19 protein-coding genes and 1 pseudogene are annotated in these 19,940 nt (G+C 45.5%); 18 read left to right on the top strand and 2 right to left on the bottom strand.

Going from position 1 to position 19,940, the window contains the following annotated elements; translation table 11 throughout:
- The first annotated feature begins 59 nt into the window (after window positions 1-59).
- The 18 genes and pseudogenes from FED51_RS06005 to FED51_RS06095 all read left to right on the top strand — a co-directional run bounded on the left by FED51_RS06005 (window position 60) and on the right by FED51_RS06095 (window position 17,966).
- Window positions 60-1,013: an ABC transporter permease gene (locus FED51_RS06005; RefSeq protein WP_053431692.1), complete on the top strand. Its 954-nt coding sequence runs from the start codon at window positions 60-62 to the stop codon at window positions 1,011-1,013.
- Between the two features lie 12 nt (window positions 1,014-1,025).
- Window positions 1,026-1,907, top strand: coding sequence for a carbohydrate ABC transporter permease (locus FED51_RS06010; protein ID WP_010897236.1), 882 nt, complete (start codon window positions 1,026-1,028; stop codon window positions 1,905-1,907).
- A 12-nt stretch (window positions 1,908-1,919) separates the two neighbouring features.
- Window positions 1,920-2,765: an SDR family oxidoreductase gene (locus FED51_RS06015; protein ID WP_053431691.1), complete on the top strand. Its 846-nt coding sequence runs from the start codon at window positions 1,920-1,922 to the stop codon at window positions 2,763-2,765.
- Window positions 2,766-2,784: 19 nt separating this feature from the next.
- Complete coding sequence (locus tag FED51_RS06020) at window positions 2,785-4,293, top strand: GH39 family glycosyl hydrolase (protein WP_053431690.1); 1,509 nt, start codon at window positions 2,785-2,787, stop codon at window positions 4,291-4,293.
- 110 nt (window positions 4,294-4,403) lie between these two features.
- Window positions 4,404-5,300, top strand: coding sequence for a manganese catalase family protein (locus tag FED51_RS06025; protein WP_010897239.1), 897 nt, complete (start codon window positions 4,404-4,406; stop codon window positions 5,298-5,300).
- Between the two features lie 357 nt (window positions 5,301-5,657).
- Window positions 5,658-6,719 carry a tartrate dehydrogenase gene (locus FED51_RS06030; RefSeq protein ID WP_053431689.1) on the top strand — a complete coding sequence of 354 codons (1,062 nt, stop codon included), beginning with the start codon at window positions 5,658-5,660 and terminating at the stop codon, window positions 6,717-6,719.
- A gap of 11 nt (window positions 6,720-6,730) precedes the next feature.
- Entirely contained in the window at window positions 6,731-7,351 is a 621-nt protein-coding gene (locus FED51_RS06035; RefSeq protein WP_053431688.1) for a fumarylacetoacetate hydrolase family protein, read from the top strand.
- A 31-nt stretch (window positions 7,352-7,382) separates the two neighbouring features.
- Window positions 7,383-8,594 (top strand): PucR family transcriptional regulator, encoded by a 1,212-nt coding sequence (locus FED51_RS06040; protein WP_010897242.1) that lies wholly within the window; start codon window positions 7,383-7,385, stop codon window positions 8,592-8,594.
- 139 nt (window positions 8,595-8,733) lie between these two features.
- The gene (locus FED51_RS06045; protein WP_010897243.1) at window positions 8,734-9,189 is read left to right on the top strand and encodes a GNAT family N-acetyltransferase; all 456 of its coding nucleotides are present in this window, start codon (window positions 8,734-8,736) and stop codon (window positions 9,187-9,189) included.
- A 384-nt stretch (window positions 9,190-9,573) separates the two neighbouring features.
- The gene (locus FED51_RS06050) at window positions 9,574-10,386 is read left to right on the top strand and encodes an HAD-IIA family hydrolase (RefSeq protein ID WP_053431687.1); all 813 of its coding nucleotides are present in this window, start codon (window positions 9,574-9,576) and stop codon (window positions 10,384-10,386) included.
- On the top strand, window positions 10,379-10,984 hold the full coding sequence (locus FED51_RS06055) for a glycerol-3-phosphate responsive antiterminator (RefSeq protein WP_010897245.1): 606 nt from the start codon (window positions 10,379-10,381) through the stop codon (window positions 10,982-10,984). Before FED51_RS06050 ends, FED51_RS06055 begins: the two co-directional genes overlap by 8 nt.
- Window positions 10,944-11,393 (top strand): annotated as a pseudogene (locus FED51_RS06060) (ABC transporter ATP-binding protein); the annotation flags it as partial. The gene FED51_RS06055 and the pseudogene FED51_RS06060, both read left to right, overlap by 41 nt.
- Window positions 11,394-11,946: 553 nt before the next feature.
- A complete protein-coding gene (gene ltrA, locus FED51_RS06070) occupies window positions 11,947-13,203 on the top strand; it encodes a group II intron reverse transcriptase/maturase (RefSeq protein WP_010896223.1) in 1,257 nt (418 codons plus the stop codon).
- A 139-nt stretch (window positions 13,204-13,342) separates the two neighbouring features.
- Window positions 13,343-13,963: an ABC transporter ATP-binding protein gene (locus FED51_RS06075; protein ID WP_276403794.1), complete on the top strand. Its 621-nt coding sequence runs from the start codon at window positions 13,343-13,345 to the stop codon at window positions 13,961-13,963.
- 22 nt (window positions 13,964-13,985) lie between these two features.
- The gene (locus FED51_RS06080) at window positions 13,986-14,897 is read left to right on the top strand and encodes a carbohydrate ABC transporter permease (RefSeq protein ID WP_041821317.1); all 912 of its coding nucleotides are present in this window, start codon (window positions 13,986-13,988) and stop codon (window positions 14,895-14,897) included.
- The gene (locus FED51_RS06085) at window positions 14,894-15,706 is read left to right on the top strand and encodes a carbohydrate ABC transporter permease (RefSeq protein ID WP_053431686.1); all 813 of its coding nucleotides are present in this window, start codon (window positions 14,894-14,896) and stop codon (window positions 15,704-15,706) included. Before FED51_RS06080 ends, FED51_RS06085 begins: the two co-directional genes overlap by 4 nt.
- Before the next feature lie 29 nt (window positions 15,707-15,735).
- Window positions 15,736-17,115: an ABC transporter substrate-binding protein gene (locus tag FED51_RS06090; RefSeq protein WP_053431685.1), complete on the top strand. Its 1,380-nt coding sequence runs from the start codon at window positions 15,736-15,738 to the stop codon at window positions 17,113-17,115.
- A 98-nt stretch (window positions 17,116-17,213) separates the two neighbouring features.
- Window positions 17,214-17,966 carry a glycerophosphodiester phosphodiesterase family protein gene (locus FED51_RS06095; protein ID WP_053431684.1) on the top strand — a complete coding sequence of 251 codons (753 nt, stop codon included), beginning with the start codon at window positions 17,214-17,216 and terminating at the stop codon, window positions 17,964-17,966.
- A gap of 141 nt (window positions 17,967-18,107) precedes the next feature.
- Here FED51_RS06095 and FED51_RS06100 read toward each other — a convergent pair whose 3' ends face one another.
- Together FED51_RS06100 and FED51_RS06105 are read right to left on the bottom strand one after the other, a co-directional pair.
- Window positions 18,108-18,932, bottom strand: coding sequence for an ABC transporter ATP-binding protein (locus FED51_RS06100; RefSeq protein WP_053431683.1), 825 nt, complete (start codon window positions 18,930-18,932; stop codon window positions 18,108-18,110).
- An 11-nt stretch (window positions 18,933-18,943) separates the two neighbouring features.
- The gene (locus tag FED51_RS06105) at window positions 18,944-19,933 is read right to left on the bottom strand and encodes a FecCD family ABC transporter permease (RefSeq protein WP_053432017.1); all 990 of its coding nucleotides are present in this window, start codon (window positions 19,931-19,933) and stop codon (window positions 18,944-18,946) included.
- Window positions 19,934-19,940 lie beyond the last annotated feature (7 nt).

Consider the following 19,940-nt stretch of genomic DNA (forward strand, 5'->3'; position numbering starts at 1 on the left):
CGCTGTTTGCTGGGAGGCACCTTCTGTTCCATTCATTTCTTCGTAAAGGAGGGAACGCGTTGGAAAGCCAAGCTGTAACTAGCAACGCGAAAACGGTAGAACGGAAGCTAAAGAAACAAAAGTGGAATTTTCGTAGGACGTGGCAGCTCCATGTGTTGTTAATCCCTGCCCTCATACTTGCCTTGATCTTTCAGTACGGTCCGATGTTTGGCATCGTGATGGCTTTCCAAGATTACAAGCCGTGGCTCGGGTTTACTGGGTCGGAGTGGGTTGGACTCCAACATTTCATTACGATGTTTGAGTATGATTACGCGAAGCAGGTCATTTGGAATACGCTTGTCATTTCTGTGTTAAAAATGATCTTCGGCCTCATCGTCCCAATCATTGTCGCTTTACTATTAAATGAAATGTACCAGATGGTCGTCAAGCGAACGGTGCAAACGATCATCTACTTACCTTATTTTCTTTCATGGGTTATTTTAGGTGGAATCTTAATTGATGTTTTGTCTCCAGATGGAGGAATTGTCAATCAAGCGCTAGGTTTATTCGGAATCGATCCAATCTTTTTCTTAGGGAGCAACGACTGGTTTCGGACGACGGTCGTGATTAGCGATCTTTGGAAGGAAACAGGCTTTAATACCATCGTCTTTTTAGCAGCTATTACAGCGGTTAACCCTAATTTATATGAAGCAGCCGTGGTCGACGGGGCGAATCGATGGAAGCAGACGCTTCACATCACGTTGCCAGCGATGCTGCCAATTATTATTGTTGTCGCGACCTTGTCGTTAGGAAACATTTTAAACGCTGGGTTTGATCAAATTTTTAACCTTTATAACCCTCTTGTGTATCAAACGGGAGACATTATCGATACGTATGTTTACCGAGTCTCGCTCGTAAACGGTGACTTTAGTTATGGAACAGCGGTAGGGCTCTTTAAATCACTCATCAGCTTAGTGTTAATCATCATCGGTTACCGTCTCGCTTACAAATATGCGAATTGGAGAATTTTCTAGGGGGAATTTTCGATGCGTGTCTACAAAACGAAGGGTTATAAAGTGTTTACAGCTTTTAACTATACTTTTTTGCTATTATTTGCTGTTCTTTGCATTTTGCCGCTCGTGCATATTTTTGCTGTTTCTTTAAGTGGCAGCGGTGCCGCGGCAGCTAATCTCGTGATGTTTTTGCCGGTAGATTTCACTTTGGATGCGTACGAGCGGACGATTGCCAACGATAATTTTATTCGCTCTTTTTTGATCTCGGTGGTCCGTGTCGTTCTTGGGACTGTCATTTCCATGGGCGCGATGCTCTGTGCGGCTTATGCCTTATCAAAAGAGGATCGTGACTTCAAGGGACGAAAATTTTACATTTGGTTTTTTGTTATTACGATGTTGTTTAATGGAGGTCTCGTTCCGACGTATATGGTCGTGACAGGATTAGGATTAACGAATACGATTTGGGCACTCGTATTACCACCGGCGATTAATGCCTTCAATCTCATCCTGCTACTCAACTTCTTTCGTACAGCGGTCCCTAAATCATTGGAAGAGTCGGCTTTCATTGATGGAGCCAATCACTTTCAAATCTTTCTCAAAATCTATTTACCGATTTCTGTCCCAGCGATTGCGACGGTTTCATTGTTTACGATGGTGTTCCATTGGAACTCATGGTTTGATGGAATGATATACAACAACGATGCTCGCAACTACCCGCTACAAACCTTTTTGCAAACGATCGTTGTCCAGCAAGATTTCAGCCAAATTACAGATGCGGAAACGCTTCGAAATCTATCACAGCGAACGGTTCAAGCGGCGCAAATCTTTATTGCTGCTCTGCCGATGCTGATCGTCTACCCATTTATCCAAAAATATTTCGTCAAAGGGATTGTATTGGGCGCGGAAAAAGAATAGGAGGGATCACATTTGCTACCAATCAATGAAAATTTAAAAGGAAAAGTAGCTGTCATTACAGGTGGAAGTGGGGTGCTCTGCCGGGCGATGGCTTATGAATTAGGGAGACAAGGTGTGAAGGTAGCCATTCTCAATCGAAATCGTGATACAGGAAACGAAGTAGCTGAAACGATTCGAGAAGCAGGGGGAGATGCGCTTGCCATCTCTTGCGATGTGTTAGAGGTAGACCAAGTGAAAGCAGCTGAAAAACAGATCAGAAAGGAATTTGGTGCTTGCGACATTCTCATTAACGGGGCAGGAGGCAATCACCCTGATGGGACAACAGACGAAGAGACTGTTCGTATGGAAAACGTGGCAAAAGAAACGAAGACGTTTTTTGATTTGACGGTCGAAGGGTTTCAGCGCGTGTTTGAACTGAATTTAATTAGCGCGATGGTAAGCTCACAAGTGTTTGCAAAAGGAATGGCCCATCGGAAAGGGGCTGTCATCATCAACATGTCCTCGATGAGTGGGCCCACTCCGATGACAAAGGTTCCTGCCTACAGTGCAGCAAAAGCAGGAATTGATAATTTTACGAAGTGGTTAGCGGTGCATATGGTGGAGGTTGGCATTCGCGTGAACGCGATCGCGCCTGGTTTTTTTCTCACAGACCAAAACAAAAAACTGCTGCTTCAGGATGACGGCTCATGGACAGAGCGTTCAAAAAAAATCCTTTCTCATACGCCAATGAGGCGATTTGGAAAGCCTGAAGATTTACTAGGTACGGTCATTTGGCTAGCAGATGAGACGATGTCTGGATTTGTAACTGGTGTAACCGTACCAGTCGATGGTGGGTTTATGGCGTATTCGGGCGTGTAGAGAAAGGAGGAAGGATAAGATGAAAACAGTAGTTGTAAATGATCATTCATTTGCTTATTTTCCAAAGAAATGGAAGTGTTGCATCGGCACGGGAAGGTTAGGCTTAGCGTTGCAAAAAGAATACGTGGATCATCTCGCGCGATTGCAAAAGGAGCTGAACTTTCAATACATACGAGGACATGGGCTTCTTCATGATGACATTGGTATTTATCGCGAGCGAAAGCGGGCCGATGGCACAGTTGAGCCGTTTTATAATTTTACGTACATTGACCGAATTTTCGATACGTTTCTTGAATTGAACATTCGTCCGTTTGTTGAGATTGGCTTTATGCCAAAGCTATTGGCTTCTGGGGAACAAACGATTTTCGATTGGCAAGGGAATGTGACCCCGCCAAAAGACTATGACCAGTGGAAACAACTTATTCAAGCGGTTATTTCCCACTTTATTGACCGATATGGGGTAGAGGAAGTGACAAAATGGCCGTTCGAAATATGGAATGAGCCGAATTTAATCAACTTTTGGCAGCATGCCGATAAGAAAGAGTATTTTAAATTGTACAAAATAACCGCCCGTGCGATCAAAGAGGTTCACCCGTACATTCAAGTGGGTGGCCCGGCTATATGCGGCGGTTCAGATGAATGGATCACAGACTTTTTACAATTTTGTCATAAGGAAGAGGTTCCTGTAGACTTTGTTTCAAGGCATGCGTATACGTCGGCAAAACCGCACAAAGTAACACCTGACTATTATTATCAAGAGCTTTATGAAAATACCCATATGCTAGATGAGTTAAAGAACGTAAAGGAGCTCATTCAACAATCACCATTTCCTAATTTGCCTTTTCATATTACGGAGTATAATACATCCTACAGTCCGATTAACCCGGTTCACGATACGGTTCTTAACGCCGCTTATTTAGCGCGAATTTTAAGCGAGGCAGGTGACATTGTTGATTCATTCTCCTATTGGACGTTCAGCGACGTATTTGAAGAAGCAGGAGTCCCTACTGCACCTTTCCACGGAGGCTTTGGGTTAATCGCTCTTCATGGGATCGCGAAGCCGACCTACCACTTGTTTTCGTTTTTTAACCAGCTTGGAGAACAGTTGCTTTACCGTGACTCACAAATGGTAGTGACGAAGAAACAAGATGGTTCAATCCAACTCGTCGTCTGGAATCTTATCATGGAGAAAGGTGAAGGGTTAGAGCAAACCGTGCAAATCGAATTGCCAACTCAATCAGACGCTGTTTTCATTAAGCGAAAAACGATTGATGAAACGAATGGGAACCCTTGGCGTGTATGGAAGGAGATGGGGCGTCCTAGGTTTCCGAAAAAGAATGAAATTGACACGCTTCAGGAAGTCGCTCAGCCTCTTATCCGTACCGAGAGAAGGGATGGATTAAGTCGAACGCTCAAGCTAGAGCTAACGCTATCGAAAAACGAAGTAAGTTTGGTCGAAGTTTTTCCAATCATAGATGAAACGAACACGTATCCTGGTCTGGATGATCGGCTGATTCCTTCGTATTAACGAACGGAAGCAGATATGGATTTTCGTCATCGGTAAACGATTTTAGCATAAGACAATCTATTTTCCTCATAAATGGTAGAGAAGGCTAAAACCCATTGGAGGGAATTGTTTTGTTTAAACGGATCGATAAGTTGTTAATTGACCTGCCGAAGCCTGATCATCCAGATGCAAATGCAGCCGCCGCCGTTCAAGAGCTGCTTGGTGGTCGATTCGGAGAAATGTCGACCTTGAATAATTACATGTATCAATCGTTTAACTTTCGCCAAAAACACAAGCTTCGTCCGTTTTATGAATTGGTAGCGAGCATTACGGCGGAAGAGTTTGGGCACGTGGAGCTCGTATCGAATACGATCAACCTGATGATTGAAGGAACCACCTTTCCCGGAGATCCTGACATTACCCCGATGCAAGATGCAAAGGATAAGCGAAACACGTATCATTTTATTTCAACAGCACAAACGTCCTATCCGATGGACTCGATGGGGGCTTCATGGCGCGGTGACTACGTCGTCAACAGCGGGAACCTAATCTTTGATCTTCTGCATAACTATTTTCTTGAAATCGGGGCAAGAACGCATAAGATGCGCGTGTATGAAATGACCGATCACCCGGTTGCTCGAGAAATGATCGGTTACTTGCTCGTTCGTGGCGGCGTTCATATTATCGCCTATGCGAAAGCACTTGAGATTGCAACAGGGGTCGATTTAACGAAAATGTTACCAGTTCCAAACTTAAGCAACCGTCAATTTGATTACGCGCGAAAGTTTGAAGATCAAGGAGTCCACCGTAAGCTCTATACGTGGAGCGACATGGATTATCGGACGATTTCGCAAATTTGGAAGGGAGAGCATCCAACAGAAGGTGGTCCGCTCGAAGTGGTAAAAGGAACACCAGAGGGTGCACCGATTCCTGATTTGGAGGAATTGCCTGAGGAGTTTGCGCCAGGTATTTCGCGCGACGACTTTCTTGAAATCGCCAAGCGACTCAAACGAAATGCAGGGTTGTAAGAACGGGATCTAACGGTAATAAAAAGGTTCGGAATCATTTTAGTTTGATGTTCCGAACCTTTTTTCTGTTGATTCATAGGGTTGCCTATTGTTTGATCGGCGTTCATGGCCGTGGACTTACGTAAGTTCACAGCTATAAAAGGCAAATTCTCATTCATTTTTCACATTCACGTTGCCCCTTATGGACATTCAAGTGAGCCTTCAAGATAACCAAAAGCTGGTTCTAAGTCCCCCTTAGCTGTCAATAGATTTCCCACGTTTTCCCGTCTCCCAATGAAAAGAGATCGCTTTCAGGAATGAATGAAATCCGTTATCATAGAAAGGAAGGTTAGAAGACGGAACGAGGAGATGGAGCGGATGAAGAAAATTACCTTATCGGTCATTCCTGGAGATGGCGTTGGTAAAGAAATTATGCCCCATGCCCTTCGTGTGCTAGATGCGGTCGCCGAGGTTCATGGTGGTCTTACCTTTGAAAAGGTCGAATACCCGTGGAGCTGCGAGTATTATTTGGAACATGGTGAGATGATGCCAGAGGACGGACTTGTCCAGCTTACTGAAAGTGATGCTGTATTCCTAGGCGCGGTCGGTAACCCACAACTCGTGCCCGACCATGTTTCATTATGGGGGCTGTTAATCGCGATACGCCGCGGCTTTCAACAGTCGTTGAATATTCGCCATGCGAAGCAAATTCGTGGAATTGATCCACCGATTAAACATGCTAATCAGTTTGATTTGCTCGTTGTACGAGAAAATAGTGAGGGAGAATATAGCGAGGTGGGGGGACGGATTCATCAAGGGGACGATGAAGTTGTCGTTCAAAATGCAATCTTTACAAAGAAAGCGACGAAACGAGCGATTGACTATGCGTTTCAGCTAGCGGCCACCCGGGGAAAACGAGTGACGAGTGCGACAAAATCGAACGGAATCGTCTTTTCGATGCCTTTTTGGGATAACGTCTTTCAAGAGGTAGGAAAGCAATACCCAGATATCGAGCAACAGTCGGTTCATATTGATGCGTTAACCGCTTTTCTCGTCACAAAGCCTGCTGAATTTGATGTGATTGTAGCGAGTAATCTTTTTGGTGATATCTTGACCGATGTGAGCGCAGCGATAATGGGGAGTATTGGAATTGGACCTGCTGCGAATTTAAATGTGGAAGGAACATACCCGTCTATGTTTGAGCCTGTACACGGATCAGCACCAGATATTGTCGGAAAAGGAATGGCCAATCCGATCGGACAAATATGGGCGGGGAAAATGATGCTCGATCACTTTGGTGAAGAAGAGCTTGGGAAAACGTTATTAGACATTGTTGAAGATGTAACGGAAGCGGGAATTAAGACCCCTGATATTGGTGGGCGAGCAACAACAGGAGAAGTTGCTGACGCGATCATTGAACGGGTAAAATCATTAACGTAGGAGAGTGCAAAATGGACATTCGTAACATTTATTGCATTGGCCGAAACTATGCAGACCATGCGAGGGAGCTTGGCAATGCAATACCGGACAAACCAATCTTATTTTCAAAACCGACCCATTCCCTTACGATTGCCAATGGACAGATGCTAGAATTTCCGAGTAACCGTGGAGAGATCCATCATGAACTAGAAATAGTTTTGCATATTGGTAAGCCCTACGAAAAAGGAATTTCGCTCGAGGAACTCGTTGATGTCATGGCGCTAGGAATCGATTTTACGCTTCGGGATGAACAAAACGAATTAAAGAAAAAAGGCCACCCATGGCTGCGAGCGAAAGGATTTAAGCATGCGGCAGTGGTGACCGACTTTTGGTCATTTCCTGGAGAAGAAACGTGCAAGGCTACCGACTTTTCTTTATTGATTCATGATCAGATCGTTCAGAAAGGAAACATACAGCAGATGCTCTTTTCTTTTGAACAAATGGTTGAAGAAGTGGGTGAAGCCTTTGGATTAGGAGAGGGAGACCTCTTGTTTACAGGAACGCCAGAAGGGGTTGGACCGATCCAATCAGGAGACCAGCTTTCGCTTTTTTGGGGGACGGAACGAAAAGGGCATTTTTCTGTTCGTATGTAGAAATTATCTTGTGGATAAGAGAGGGGCAAGCATGAAGGACCGTTCGTTTGACACGTTGCAAGAAGCGGTGGATGTATTAAGCTTGACGTTAAATGGTCCGGTGACATTAGAAGACCGAGAACATCGTTTGCTTGCATATAGTAAACATTCACATGAGACGGATTCGGCAAGGATTGAGACGATTATGAATCGACAAGTGCCAGATCGTGTCATTGAAGGGCTGTGGTCCAGCGGATTACTTCAAAAATTAAATCAAACAGATGAGCCCATTCGCATACCTGGGATCCCTGCTGTCGGATTAGGGAATCGAGTGGCTATCAGCATTCGCCAACAGCAGTTCGTTCTCGGCTACATATGGGTGCTAGAATTAGAGGAACCGTTGACAGATGAGCAGTTAAACGATTTAAAGGACATGGTGAGCTTAATTCGAGCGATGCTCATTAAACAACAGGAAACACGATTTCGTAGACGGTTGGAGCGTGAGGAGAGATGGCGTCATCTCTATCAAGGAACGGAAACAGTAGCTGAAGTAAAAAGACGCTTTCAAGCCGAGGGAGAGCCTTTGCCTGAACGAGGGGTTGTCGTCCAATTTTTTTGCGAACGGACCATTAAGGAGGAACATGAGCAGGCTCTTTCCTTCATATCGGAAAAAGTGAAGAGCCGAATTCTCGTCACATTTGCGATGCTGATCGACGGGAAATGGACGGTCTACTTAACCGATTCGTTAAAAAAACCTCTAGATGAGCAAGTGGTCAAACATTTTATTGACCAGTGGATTCGCTCGTGGAATGATCAATTCTCTTATGCGAACGTACTTGCTGGAGTTGGGCAGCACTGCTCCCAGCTAACCGACGTCTCAGAAAGCTTTCATCAGGCTGAAAAAGTGATTGAATTAAAAGGTGAGTTCGCGTATGAACTGGACAAAGTCTATTATTTTCATGAATTAGGATTTTATCGGATAATAGTTGATTCGGTTCCGATACTAGAAAGTGAGACGGTACAAACGCTCGCTGCCTATGACCAGAAGCAAGGAACAGAGCTATTGCAAACGCTAGAGGCCTTCTTAGATGTGGATGGACGGAATCAAGCAGCGGCTGCCTTGCTCCATGTTCACCCAAACACGCTGAACTACCGAATGAAGCGAATTTATGAGTTAACCGGTCTTGATGTAAAGAACATGAAAGATAAAGTCAGTCTTTATCTTGAGTTGAAACTAAGAAGGTGGAGAAATCGGGTTGAGTAGAGCTGTTACTAATACTGGAATAATAGGGCTTTTGCTGATTTCAGTATCAGATCGTCATAAAATCTAACAAACAGCTGGCTTGTGATGAGGGTGAGTCGTATACTATGATCAAGCTTAACATAGCCGAGGAGCGATTTTGATGAAAATAAAAATTGATGATTTGCGTAGTAATCAAGTAGTCGAACTCATAAGGGAACATCTTCACGGTATGACGCTACACTCCCCGCCAGAAAGTATCCATGCGCTAGATTTAAGTTCGCTTCAACAACCTGAAATCACGGTTTGGAGTGTATGGGAGGGGGAAGACTTGGCTGGCATTGGTGCCTTGAAACAGCTTGATGATCATCACGGTGAGATCAAATCGATGCGAACATCGAAGGCATATTTAAGAAAAGGAGTAGCGAAAAGACTCTTAAATCATCTCATTGAAGAAGCAAACAGCCGTGGCTACAAACAGATTAGTTTAGAGACCGGTTCAATGGAAGCTTTTGAGCCTGCTAGGAAATTGTATGAAGCATTCGGTTTCCAGTATTGTGAGCCGTTTGCCGATTATACGGAAGACCCGAATAGTTTGTATATGACAAAGGCATTATAGGCCAAAATAGTTCTTAAAAGGAAACAGATGAAAGCCTCTTTTTAAATAAGGGGCTTTTTTGCACTGAGTAGGCTTCCCTTTTACTAGAAAACATCGTAATGTGTATTTGCCAACTTGTCAAGGACGTGATGAAAACAGGTGTCAGCCTTTCCGTGGCTAGGGTCTTAACATTTCTTTTGCAAAACATTCACCCTAGCTTCATATCAGTTTTACAAAAACAGCGTAAGGTAGAAATCAAAGAAATACATTAGCGACACGATCGGGTGGAGACGTGATGAGAGAACCCTAATGGTTGCAAAAAGGATACAGACATGTCAGTTGTATTCTTCTTGTAGCGATTAGGGTTTTGTCGTGTTTACCGATTGACTTAGGATGGTGAAGCGCGTGAAAGAATATCGAACGTACTTTTTTGATCTGGATGGAACGCTAGTCAACGGGAAAACGCTCTTTCCTTATGCGAAAGAGATCATTGCCGAACTGACGGCCCAAAAGAAACAACTTTATTTTTTAACGAATCATCCGATCCGGTCGCGAAAAGAATTAAAGCAGCATTTGCAGCAAATGGGTTTAACAGTTTCCATGCAGCAGCTATTGACACCGACGTTAGCGATTTTGGAATATTTCGGGGAAAAGCAGGGACCTGTTAGTCTATACATCGTCGGGTCTCCAATGATTAAGGAAGAAATTTCAAGAGAGGGGTTGCACCTTCTTCATTCGTCGCGAGATCCTGTGTGTGGCGAAGTGTACGTCATTTTAGGGATGGCGCCGAATATCGGTTATAACCAACTGCAAGAAGCGTTTTTTCTTCTACAACAAGGGGCGAGGCTCGTACTGTTAAATCCTGATTTGTTTTGCCCGACTCCCAATGGATTGCTCCTTGACACAGGGTCCATTGCAAGGGTGCTTATGAATGAAAAAATGGACATTCACCAAGCGGAGACTGTGGGGAAGCCGTCGATTTGGATGCAGCAAGTACTTTTGAAAAAAATTCGCCATGCGCGCAGCAGGTCAGTGATGATTGGAGATTCGCTCACTAGTGATATTGCGATTGGACAAGCTGTCGGAATCGATACCGTTCTGCTGTATAGCGGTGTGACGAAGAAAAGTTCGTTGGAGTTTGTCAAGCAGAAGCCTACATATGAATATGATTCTCTTAAACAACTGTATGAAGCGCTAAAGGAGGTACGTTATGTTTGAACAGCCTTATATCTTTGCCCTTACCGATTGGGAGATGGCAGATCGTTGCTTGGAATCAAACGTCCAAACCGTCTTTTTACTAACCGGTACGATGCTCGACTTACCTGAAAAAGTGTATGCCTTACAGCAAAGGGGGAAAACCGTCTATCTTCACGTCGATCTGATTACGGGGGTTCAAGCAAACACTCATGAAGGAATGCGCTACATTGCAGAAGTGATTGCCCCTGACGGAATTATTAGCACGAAGGGGCAGGCAATTATGCAAGGAAAAAAACTTGGACTTAAGACGATCCAACGCATCTTTCTTATCGACCGCCACGCATTAAACAAAGCGATTGATACGTGTTTAAAGATTGAACCAGATGCAGTTGAGGCGATGCCGGGGCTTATTATGCCTCGCATAATCGAAGAATTGGTTGCCAGGCTCCCGTTTCATATCGTCTCAGGTGGACTTTTTCAAGAAAAGGAAGAGATGGATCTCGCCTTACGTGCAGGCGCTGCCGCGGTATCAGGAAGTCATGTGCTCGATTGCTTTATAGAGAGGGAGGAGACAACGAATGAGTCATGTCGAGTTATTGAACCTATGCAAAAGCTATGATCAAACGACGTTTGCTGTTGAGGATATTAACGTATCGATCAAGGAAGGGGAATTTTTTATCCTTGTTGGACCTTCTGGTTGTGGTAAGAGCACGATGCTACGGATGATTGCTGGGTTAGAAGATATCAGTGCTGGTGAATTAAAAATTCACGGAGCGACAGCCAACCATTTACCACCAAGCAAACGGAACTTATCGATGGTGTTTCAAAACTATGCCCTTTATCCCCATTTAACGGTGGAAGAAAACATTTTATTCGGCCTTAAAGTCCGAAAAGTAAAAAAAGCAGAGCGGTCAGAGCGCTGCCAACGAGCGGCTGCCATGCTTGGCTTAACCGACTATTTAAAGCGAAAGCCGCGGGAGTTATCTGGTGGACAGCGGCAACGGGTGGCACTTGCGCGGGCGGTCGTTAGGTGTGCCAGGCATGCGCATATTCTCTAGGGTTCAAGTCCCGAACTGTGAAGGCAGTCGTAACAGTTAGCTTAAGACAAGGGTGTCTGGGGTGACCCAGAATCTGAAGGAAGTCGGCGGCAAACCTCCGCTCCTAGGAACACGAACTTCATATAAGGCTAGGTAGACTTGGGTGAGATTGCCTAACAAATCAAAGTCCAGACTGCCAAAGGGTCTACCGAGTAAATGAAGAGGAGACATGGAGGGGAAGAATGTGTACTTACCCTGGGAGATCTGACTGATACGCGACACGCATGTCGTAACCTTGCATAAGAGTGCAAGCTGAACGGTCAGAAGTCAGCAGAAGCCATAGTACCCGCTTGGTCTAGACAAGAGGGGAAGGGCTGAATCACGTAAGGAGAATCATCCCTTCGCATACACGCATCTTGATGAAACAGAAAACGAAGAACCTCCTTCGTGGAGGAAGCGATGAATCTCGCTGGGGACACGAAGAGAGGGTGGAGAGAGCGCGTCACATAAGAAGAACCGATGATTCACGTAGGAGATTGATACGATGTTGGAACGAATTCTATCCCGTGAAAACTTAATACAAGCACTCGAACGAGTGGAAAAGAATAAAGGAAGTTACGGTGTGGATGAAATGGACGTAAAATCCCTACGCCTCCATCTTCATGAAAACTGGACTTCCATTCGAAATGAGATCATAGAAGGGTCTTATTTCCCGAAGCCTGTCCGTCGAGTCGAAATCCCGAAACCGAACGGTGGCGTAAGGAAACTAGGGATCCCCACGGTGATGGATCGTTTCCTTCAACAAGCGATCGCCCAAATCTTGACTCAACTCTATGATCCAACGTTCTCCGAACGAAGTTTTGGGTTTAGACCGCATCGGAGAGGACATAACGCCGTCAGGCAGGCGAAGCAGTGGATGAAGGAAGGATACAGATGGGTCGTAGACATTGACTTGGAGAAGTTCTTCGACAAGGTGAACCATGACCGTCTCATGAGGAAACTCTCCTCCCGAATCCAAGATCCTCGAGTGCTTCAACTGATTCGCCGATACCTCCAAACGGGTGTGATGGAAAGAGGACTGGTGAGCCCGAACACGGAAGGAACTCCGCAAGGAGGACCGCTTAGTCCACTCCTGTCCAATATTGTCCTAGATGAGTTAGACAACGAATTGGAGAAACGTGGATTGAAGTTCGTCCGCTATGCGGACGACTGTAACATCTATGTTCGATCCAAACGAGCGGGGCTCCGTATCATGGAGAGCGTAACCTCTTTCATCGAAAACAGGTTGAAACTTAAGGTCAACCGAGAGAAGAGTGCCGTTGATCGTCCTTGGAACCGTAAATTCCTAGGATTCTCCTTCACACGAGGAAAGGATCCGAAAATGAGGGTGTCTAAGGAAAGTGTCAAACGACTCAAACAACGGATTCGAGAACTGACGAGCCGAAGACACTCCATGAAGATGTCTGATCGGTTACGCAGACTGAATCGCTACCTAACAGGTTGGCTTGGGTATTATCAATTGGTGGACACACCAAGTATCCTCGCCCAAATCGATGCATGGATCAGAAGAAGATTAAGGATGATTCGATGGAAAGAGTGGAAAACCACTTCCGCTAGACAAAAGAATCTAGTCAGATTGGGGATCAAGAAGGCGAAGGCTTGGCAGTGGGCGAACAGTCGAAAAGGCTACTGGAGAGTCGCTCACAGCCCGATCATGGATTATGCCCTGAACAGTGAATACTGGAAAGGACAAGGTCTCATGAGTCTAGCCGAGAGGTATCAAACAAGACGTTGGACTTAAGTGAAACCGCCGTATACGGAACCGTACGTACGGTGGTGTGAGAGGTCGGGGGTTCGTCACCCCCTCCTACTCGATTGAAGCCCCTCTCTGTCTAATGGATGAGCCTCTATCCAACCTAGATGCGAAGCTGAGGGGGCATATGCGCACAGAGATTCGTCAATTGCAACGACAGTTAGGAATGACCATGATCTATGTGACCCACGATCAAGTGGAGGCGATGACGATGGGGGACCGGATCATGGTACTAAAAGACGGTCAAGTTCAGCAAGTCGGGTCACCGCTCGACATTTATAATGCACCTGCGAATTTGTTTGTGGCCACCTTTATTGGAGCACCACCGATGAATATTGCCAAGGCGACGGTGGATCGAATGAATCGAGAGCTTGCCATAGGCTCCTTGCGTTTACCAATCGAAGAACAGCTGCTAATGCGCATCAGTAGCGATACCGTACAGCTTGGCATTCGTCCTGAGCAAATAGCGAGGGCAGATGCACCAACCCCTGAGCACGTCCAATGGCACGTGACACTTACAAATGTTGAAGTATTAGGGAATGAAACGTTGCTCGCGTTTAAGGTTGGTGAGCATGAATGGAAAGCGAAATGGCTCGGACAGTGGCCTTATCAACTCCATGAAACCATTGCGATTTCTTTTGCAAAGGAGCATCTTTACCTTTTTGATGGAGAAACGGGAAAAACGCTCGTATCACCTGATCAGAATCAACCATACCTAAGGGGGGCGGTATCCCTTGAATCCAGCTGAAGCGACTCGCGTACAAGAAAAAATGAAGCAGCACGTCATCCAAGAAAAAGCGTCATTTTGGAAACGAACCGCGAATGTTCGGATAGCGGCGCTCTACTTATTCCCATCGCTTTTACTATTTTCTATCTTTTTGTTTTATCCAATGATCCGAACGGTCTATCTTAGCTTCTTTCTCACAGATGCGCAAGGAAACGCTGCTCTGTTTGTCGGGTTGGAGAACTACCTGTATCTTTTTCAATCCGATCCGTTTCGAAAGAGTGCGTCAGCGACGTTTTTATTCGTTCTTTATACTGTACCAACCGGCGTTCTACTTGCACTATTTCTCGCCTTAATTGCCAATGAAAAGCTACGAGGGATTGGTCTATTCCGGACGATCTTTTCTTCCACGATGGGCATGTCGGTTGCAGCATCTGCGGTCATTTGGTTGTTTTTGTTCCATCCGACCGTTGGCATTTTGAATTCAATTTTAGGGTTCATTGGTATCGACAGCATTCCGTGGCTACTCGACCCAAAATGGGCGTTAATCTCGATTGCCATCACTACGATTTGGATGAATACAGGATTTTCTTTTTTGGTCCTACTAGGCGGGTTGCAAAACATTGATCAGCATTTATACGAAAGTGCTCGGATAGATGGAGCGGGCTATTTTTATCAACTGTTCCGGATTACGGTACCGATGCTGTCACCAACGTTGTTTTTCATTATTACCATCACATTTATTCACTCGTTTCAATCGTTCGGCCAGGTCGACATTTTAACAGGTGGTGGACCAGCAGAAGCGACTAATCTCATCGTCTATTCGATCTATCAAGATGCGTTTATCAACTATCAATTTGGCACGGCTAGTGCGCAAGCGGTGATTTTATTTTTACTCGTTTTGCTGTTAACCCTTGTGCAGTTTAAGTTTGGCGAGAAGAAGGTGCACTATCAATGAAAACGACGAGACCTTATATCGTATATCCGCTCCTATGTCTCTCGGCATTGCTTATCTTTTTTCCGATTGTTTACGCGTTTTTTGTAAGCTTTATGAGCGGTGCTGAAGTGTTGAGCCGGGCATTTTTTCCGTCGTCCGTTAACTTTGACAACTATGAAAAAGTTTTTTCAACGGTCCCGCTTCTTCACTATTTGCAAAATAGTTTCATTGTCTCAATCACAGTTATGATCGGTCAGCTCATCGTTTGTTCGTTATCTGCATATGTCTTTGCCTTTATCCCTTTTAAAGGGCGGACGTTCGTGTTTCTCTTGTTCATCTCTACGCTCATGATTCCGTGGGAAGCGGCCATGATCCCGAATTTTCTCACGATCCAAAAACTAGGCTGGCTAAACTCCTATTTAGGGATGACCGTTCCATTTTTCGCCCTCGCCTTTGGGACGTTTTTGCTTCGCCAGCATTTTAAGACGATTCCGAAGGAGCTTCATGAAGCAGCGCAAGTCGAGGGACTTTCTCCGTTTCAATTTTTTTATAAAGTGTGCCTTCCTTATGCGAAGACGAGTCTAGTGACTCTTGGAATCTACGGATTTTTAACGACGTGGAACATGTACTTGTGGCCGCTTCTCGTCACGACAAATGATCGTAAGCGAACGGTCCAAATCGGGCTTAAACAATTACAAACGGTTGAAGTTGCGACCGAATGGGGGGTGGTTATGGCAGGAGTCGTCGTTGTCATTATTCCTACCTTATTGCTTCTGTTTCTCGGGCAGAAGCAGCTGCAAAAAGGGTTAACGCAAGGAGCAATTAAGTAACGCATATTTTAAAAAGGAGTGAAGTTAAGGTGAAAAAATTCGTATTCATGCTTATGGTCATTTTTTGTTCTTTTTGGTTAGCTGCGTGTTCGGGAGGCTCCGAACAAACAGGAAGCGAGGAAGAATCTGCAGAAGCGGATAATGAATCGAGCGAGGAAGCCGGAGAAGGTGTGGCTAATGCTGAAAAGCTCCAAGTCGAATTTTGGCACGGGATGAGTGGTGGTTTAGGGGAAACCCTCGACGAGCTTGTGGCCACTTACAATGAATCACAAGACGAAGTAGAGATTGTACCTGAATATCAAGGTTCCTATGAGGAGCTACTGACAAAATTCCGCAGCGTGGGCGGGACAAGTGATTCACCTGGCCTCGTACAAGTGTTTGAAATTGGGACAAAATATATGATCGAAAGTGGCTTTATTACTCCGGTTCAAGAATGGATTGATAAGGACAATTACGACGTGTCCCAATTAGAAGAAAACATTTTAACGTACTATTCCGTAGATGGGGATTTATATTCGATGCCGTTTAACTCCTCGACACCAGCCCTTTACTACAATAAAGATGCGTTCGAAGAAGTGGGACTGGATCCAGAAAATCCACCACGCTCTTTCTCAGAAATCAAAGAGGCTGCTGAAAAATTAACGACAGATGATCGATACGGGTTCTCAATTCTAGGTTATGGCTGGTTCTTTGAGCAGCTACTTGCAACGCAAGGGGCCGATTACGTGAACAATGACAACGGTCGTACGGATGAAGCAACAGAAGCTGTATTCAACGGAGAAGAGGGATTGCGGGTTTTTGAATGGATTTATGACATGAACAACGATGGCACGTTCGGGTACTTTGGAACGAACTGGGACGATCTTCGCGCTGCATTCCAAGCAGAGCAAGTCGCGATGATTCTCGACTCAACGGCGGGTATTAAAGGAACAGTGGAGGCTGCTCCATTTGAAGTTGGTGTCGGCTTCATTCCTCATGCAGATGATGTGGAGCCAAATGGTGTCATTATCGGGGGTGGCTCGATCTGGATGGCGAATGGCATTTCTGAAGAAGAGCAGGCGGCAGCGTTTGATTTCTTAAAGTATTTGCAAACCCCAGAGGTGCAAGCGGAATGGCATATCAACACGGGCTATTTTGCCATCAATCCCGCTGCTTATGAGGAGCCAATTGTTGAACAAGAGCATGAGAACATTCCACAGCTTCGCGTACCGATTGAACAGCTGCAACAGACGGTTCCATCGACAGCAACGCAAGGGGCGCTCATCCCTGTCTTCCCAGAGTCAAGACAGCACGTCGTCACGGCCCTGGAAAATATGCTGCAAGGAACGGACCCGAAAACAGCGCTTGACCAGGCGGCAGAAGGAACAAATCGGGCGATTGAGGTGTACAACCGGACAGCAGGGGAATAATATATAAAGAGGACGTGTTGGAGGTCTTGGGGGCGTGTCCCTTAAGGCCTTCCCGCTTTGTCGCTGGAGCATGGTACATAAAAAAGGAGTGTCGGAGTATGTCCCAGAAGCAACGAACACACATTTATGCCCATCGCGGGGTGTCGTGCAAATATCCTGAAAATACGCTGAGCGCTTTTCGTGCAGCAGAAGGAGTCGGTGCTGACGGTATTGAGCTTGACGTTCAACTGACGAAAGATGATCAACTGATCGTCATTCATGATTTGCATTTAAACCGAACGACATCGGGAAGCGGCTTAGTACGTGCCCATACATTGAGCGAACTGAAGCGGTTAGATGCAGGGAGCTGGTTCGACGAACGTTTTACAGGGGAGACGCTTCCAACGTTAGATGAAGTGTTTGCATGGGCCCAATCGAATGAGCTCATCTTTAACGTTGAATTAAAGGGAGTAGTGGAAGATCGGGATCGTTTGTTTACCGCGATCTCCGCTTGTATCGACACGTTCAAAATGAGAGATCGAGTGATCCTCTCCTCCTTTGATCATGTGTTGATCAAGAAACTGTCGGGTTCATTTACGCGAAATCAATTAGCAGTCATTGTGATGGCGGCCCTATATGACCCAGGAGGCTATGTACAAAAAGTTGGCGCGACTGGCTATCATTTTTATTACCCGGCGATGACGGAAGCAGAGGTTTACCACTTGCTCCATAAAGGCCTGAAGCTTCGTCCTTTTACATTAAATCAAGAAGAGGACATCCGTCGTTATATGCAGCTCGGGGTTAATGGGATTTTCACTGATGATCCTGAGCTTGCCATAAGAGTTGCCCTTGAGCTTTCTCCAACAAAGTAACAACAAAGCCCCGTCCAGCGTAAGAACGGGGCTTTCATGTATTTTACGAAAGGTTCACTTTTCATCATTCAGATTAGGGGAAGACAAGTTTTGCTAATATGGCTAGAAAGTGTAAAGTGCTAAAAATGAAGATCGTTCAACTTAAACAACAACCGCTTCTCGCGTTTCGTTTTCTATGTTTTCCGTGAGGGTATCATAGGAAAGACAGACAGGCTTCCCACTTGTAGGGTCATTGACAATCGTCGCTTCAATTTGGAAAACGTCACGTAAAACATCTGAACACATGACATTCTCTGGCGTGCCCTCTTTTACGACCGTTCCTTTTCGCAAAGCAATTAAATAATCGGAAAAACGAGCGGCATGGTTTAAATCATGAAGAACCATCACGATCGTGCGCCCTTCTTGTTCGTTGAGCTTTTTTAGGAGCAACAACACTTCTAGTTGATGGGCCATATCTAAATACGTTGTTGGCTCATCAAGAAGAAGGAGCGGTGTTTGTTGTGCAAGCGCCATCGCAATCCATACCCGTTGCCGCTGCCCCCCTGATAACGCCTGAATCGGGCGATGACGGAACTCTTCAAGCCCAGTAGAGTGTAGTGCTTTTTCGACGATTTGATGGTCGGCTTCAGTTAAACGTCCGAACCCCTTTTGATGGGGAAAACGGCCATATGAGACGAGCTCATATACAGTAAGCTCTCCAGGAGATTCCGGTGTTTGCGGGAGAATCGCCATTTTTTTAGCGATGTCCCTTGTTTTTTGTTTGTGAATCGCCTTCCCATCTAAATAAGCTACGCCGGATTGCGGAGCATGGATCCGTGAGATCGTTTTGAGAATCGTCGATTTCCCGCAGCCATTTGCGCCGATGATCGTCGTGATTTTCCCTTCTGGAATGGCAATGTTGAGATCCTCTACAATTTTTGTATCGCCGTAACCGATCGACAATGACTCCGTATAAATGATGGACATGGTTTTCCTCCTTACGGTGTTTTAATGAGTAAATAGATGAAATAAGGGGCGCCAAAAAAGGCAACCACGATGCCAACAGGAATTTCATTTGGTGCCAGCAAATGACGAGCAACAAAATCGGCAAATAATAGGAGCAATGAGCCGGTTAATGCGGCCGCAGGAAGGAGGACGTAATGGTTCGGTCCTACCACGCGGCGGGCAAGGTGAGGGGCGATTAAGCCTAAAAAGGAAATCGCACCGCCGACAGCGACGCACGAACCGGCAAGGGCCACGGCTGCAAATAAGAGCCAGCGCCGCTCGCTTTCAACTTGTGTGCCAAGCCCAACCGCAACCGGATCGCCTAAGTTCAAGACATTTAAATAACGAGCCTTATATAAAACGAGTGGAAGGAACAGAACAATCCATGGAAGTAAGCTTAAAACATAGCTCCAATTCGCTCCCCATATGGCACCGGTTAACCAAATCGTTGCACTCATAAAATCGCGCGGTTCCATTCGCAATTGAAAAATGAGAATCGCGGCTGAAAATAAACCGGCAATTCCGATCCCTACAAGGATAAGGCGCGTCGGTGTCACTTCCCCTTTCTTTAACGCGAAAAGGTAGATTAAGACGGCGGCTGTTGCTGCTCCCATTAGGGCAAACAGCGGCATAAGAAAAATGTTAAAGGTAGATAGGCCGGTTATGCTTCCTTGCACAAAGGAAATAAATAAGACGACGGCAAGCCCAGCTCCGGCGTTAATCCCGATAATGCCTGGATCTGCTAAAGCATTTCTCGTAATCCCCTGCAAGATTGTACCAGCAACCGCCAGTCCGGCACCGATCAGCAATGCTAGCACCATTCGCGGCAAGCGAAAGCTGAACAGGACGAGCTCTTGCCGTTCGGACCCCATCCCAATCAATGTTTTCAATACATCTGAAGGAGGAATTCGAACAGCTCCCGTATTGAGACTAACAATGAACGTAATAAAAATAAGAACAGAAACGATAATAAAGTATGTCATGTTGCGA

It is taken from the genome of Halalkalibacterium halodurans, assembly GCF_005671335.1.
GTDB lineage: Bacteria > Bacillota > Bacilli > Bacillales > Bacillaceae_D > Halalkalibacterium > Halalkalibacterium halodurans.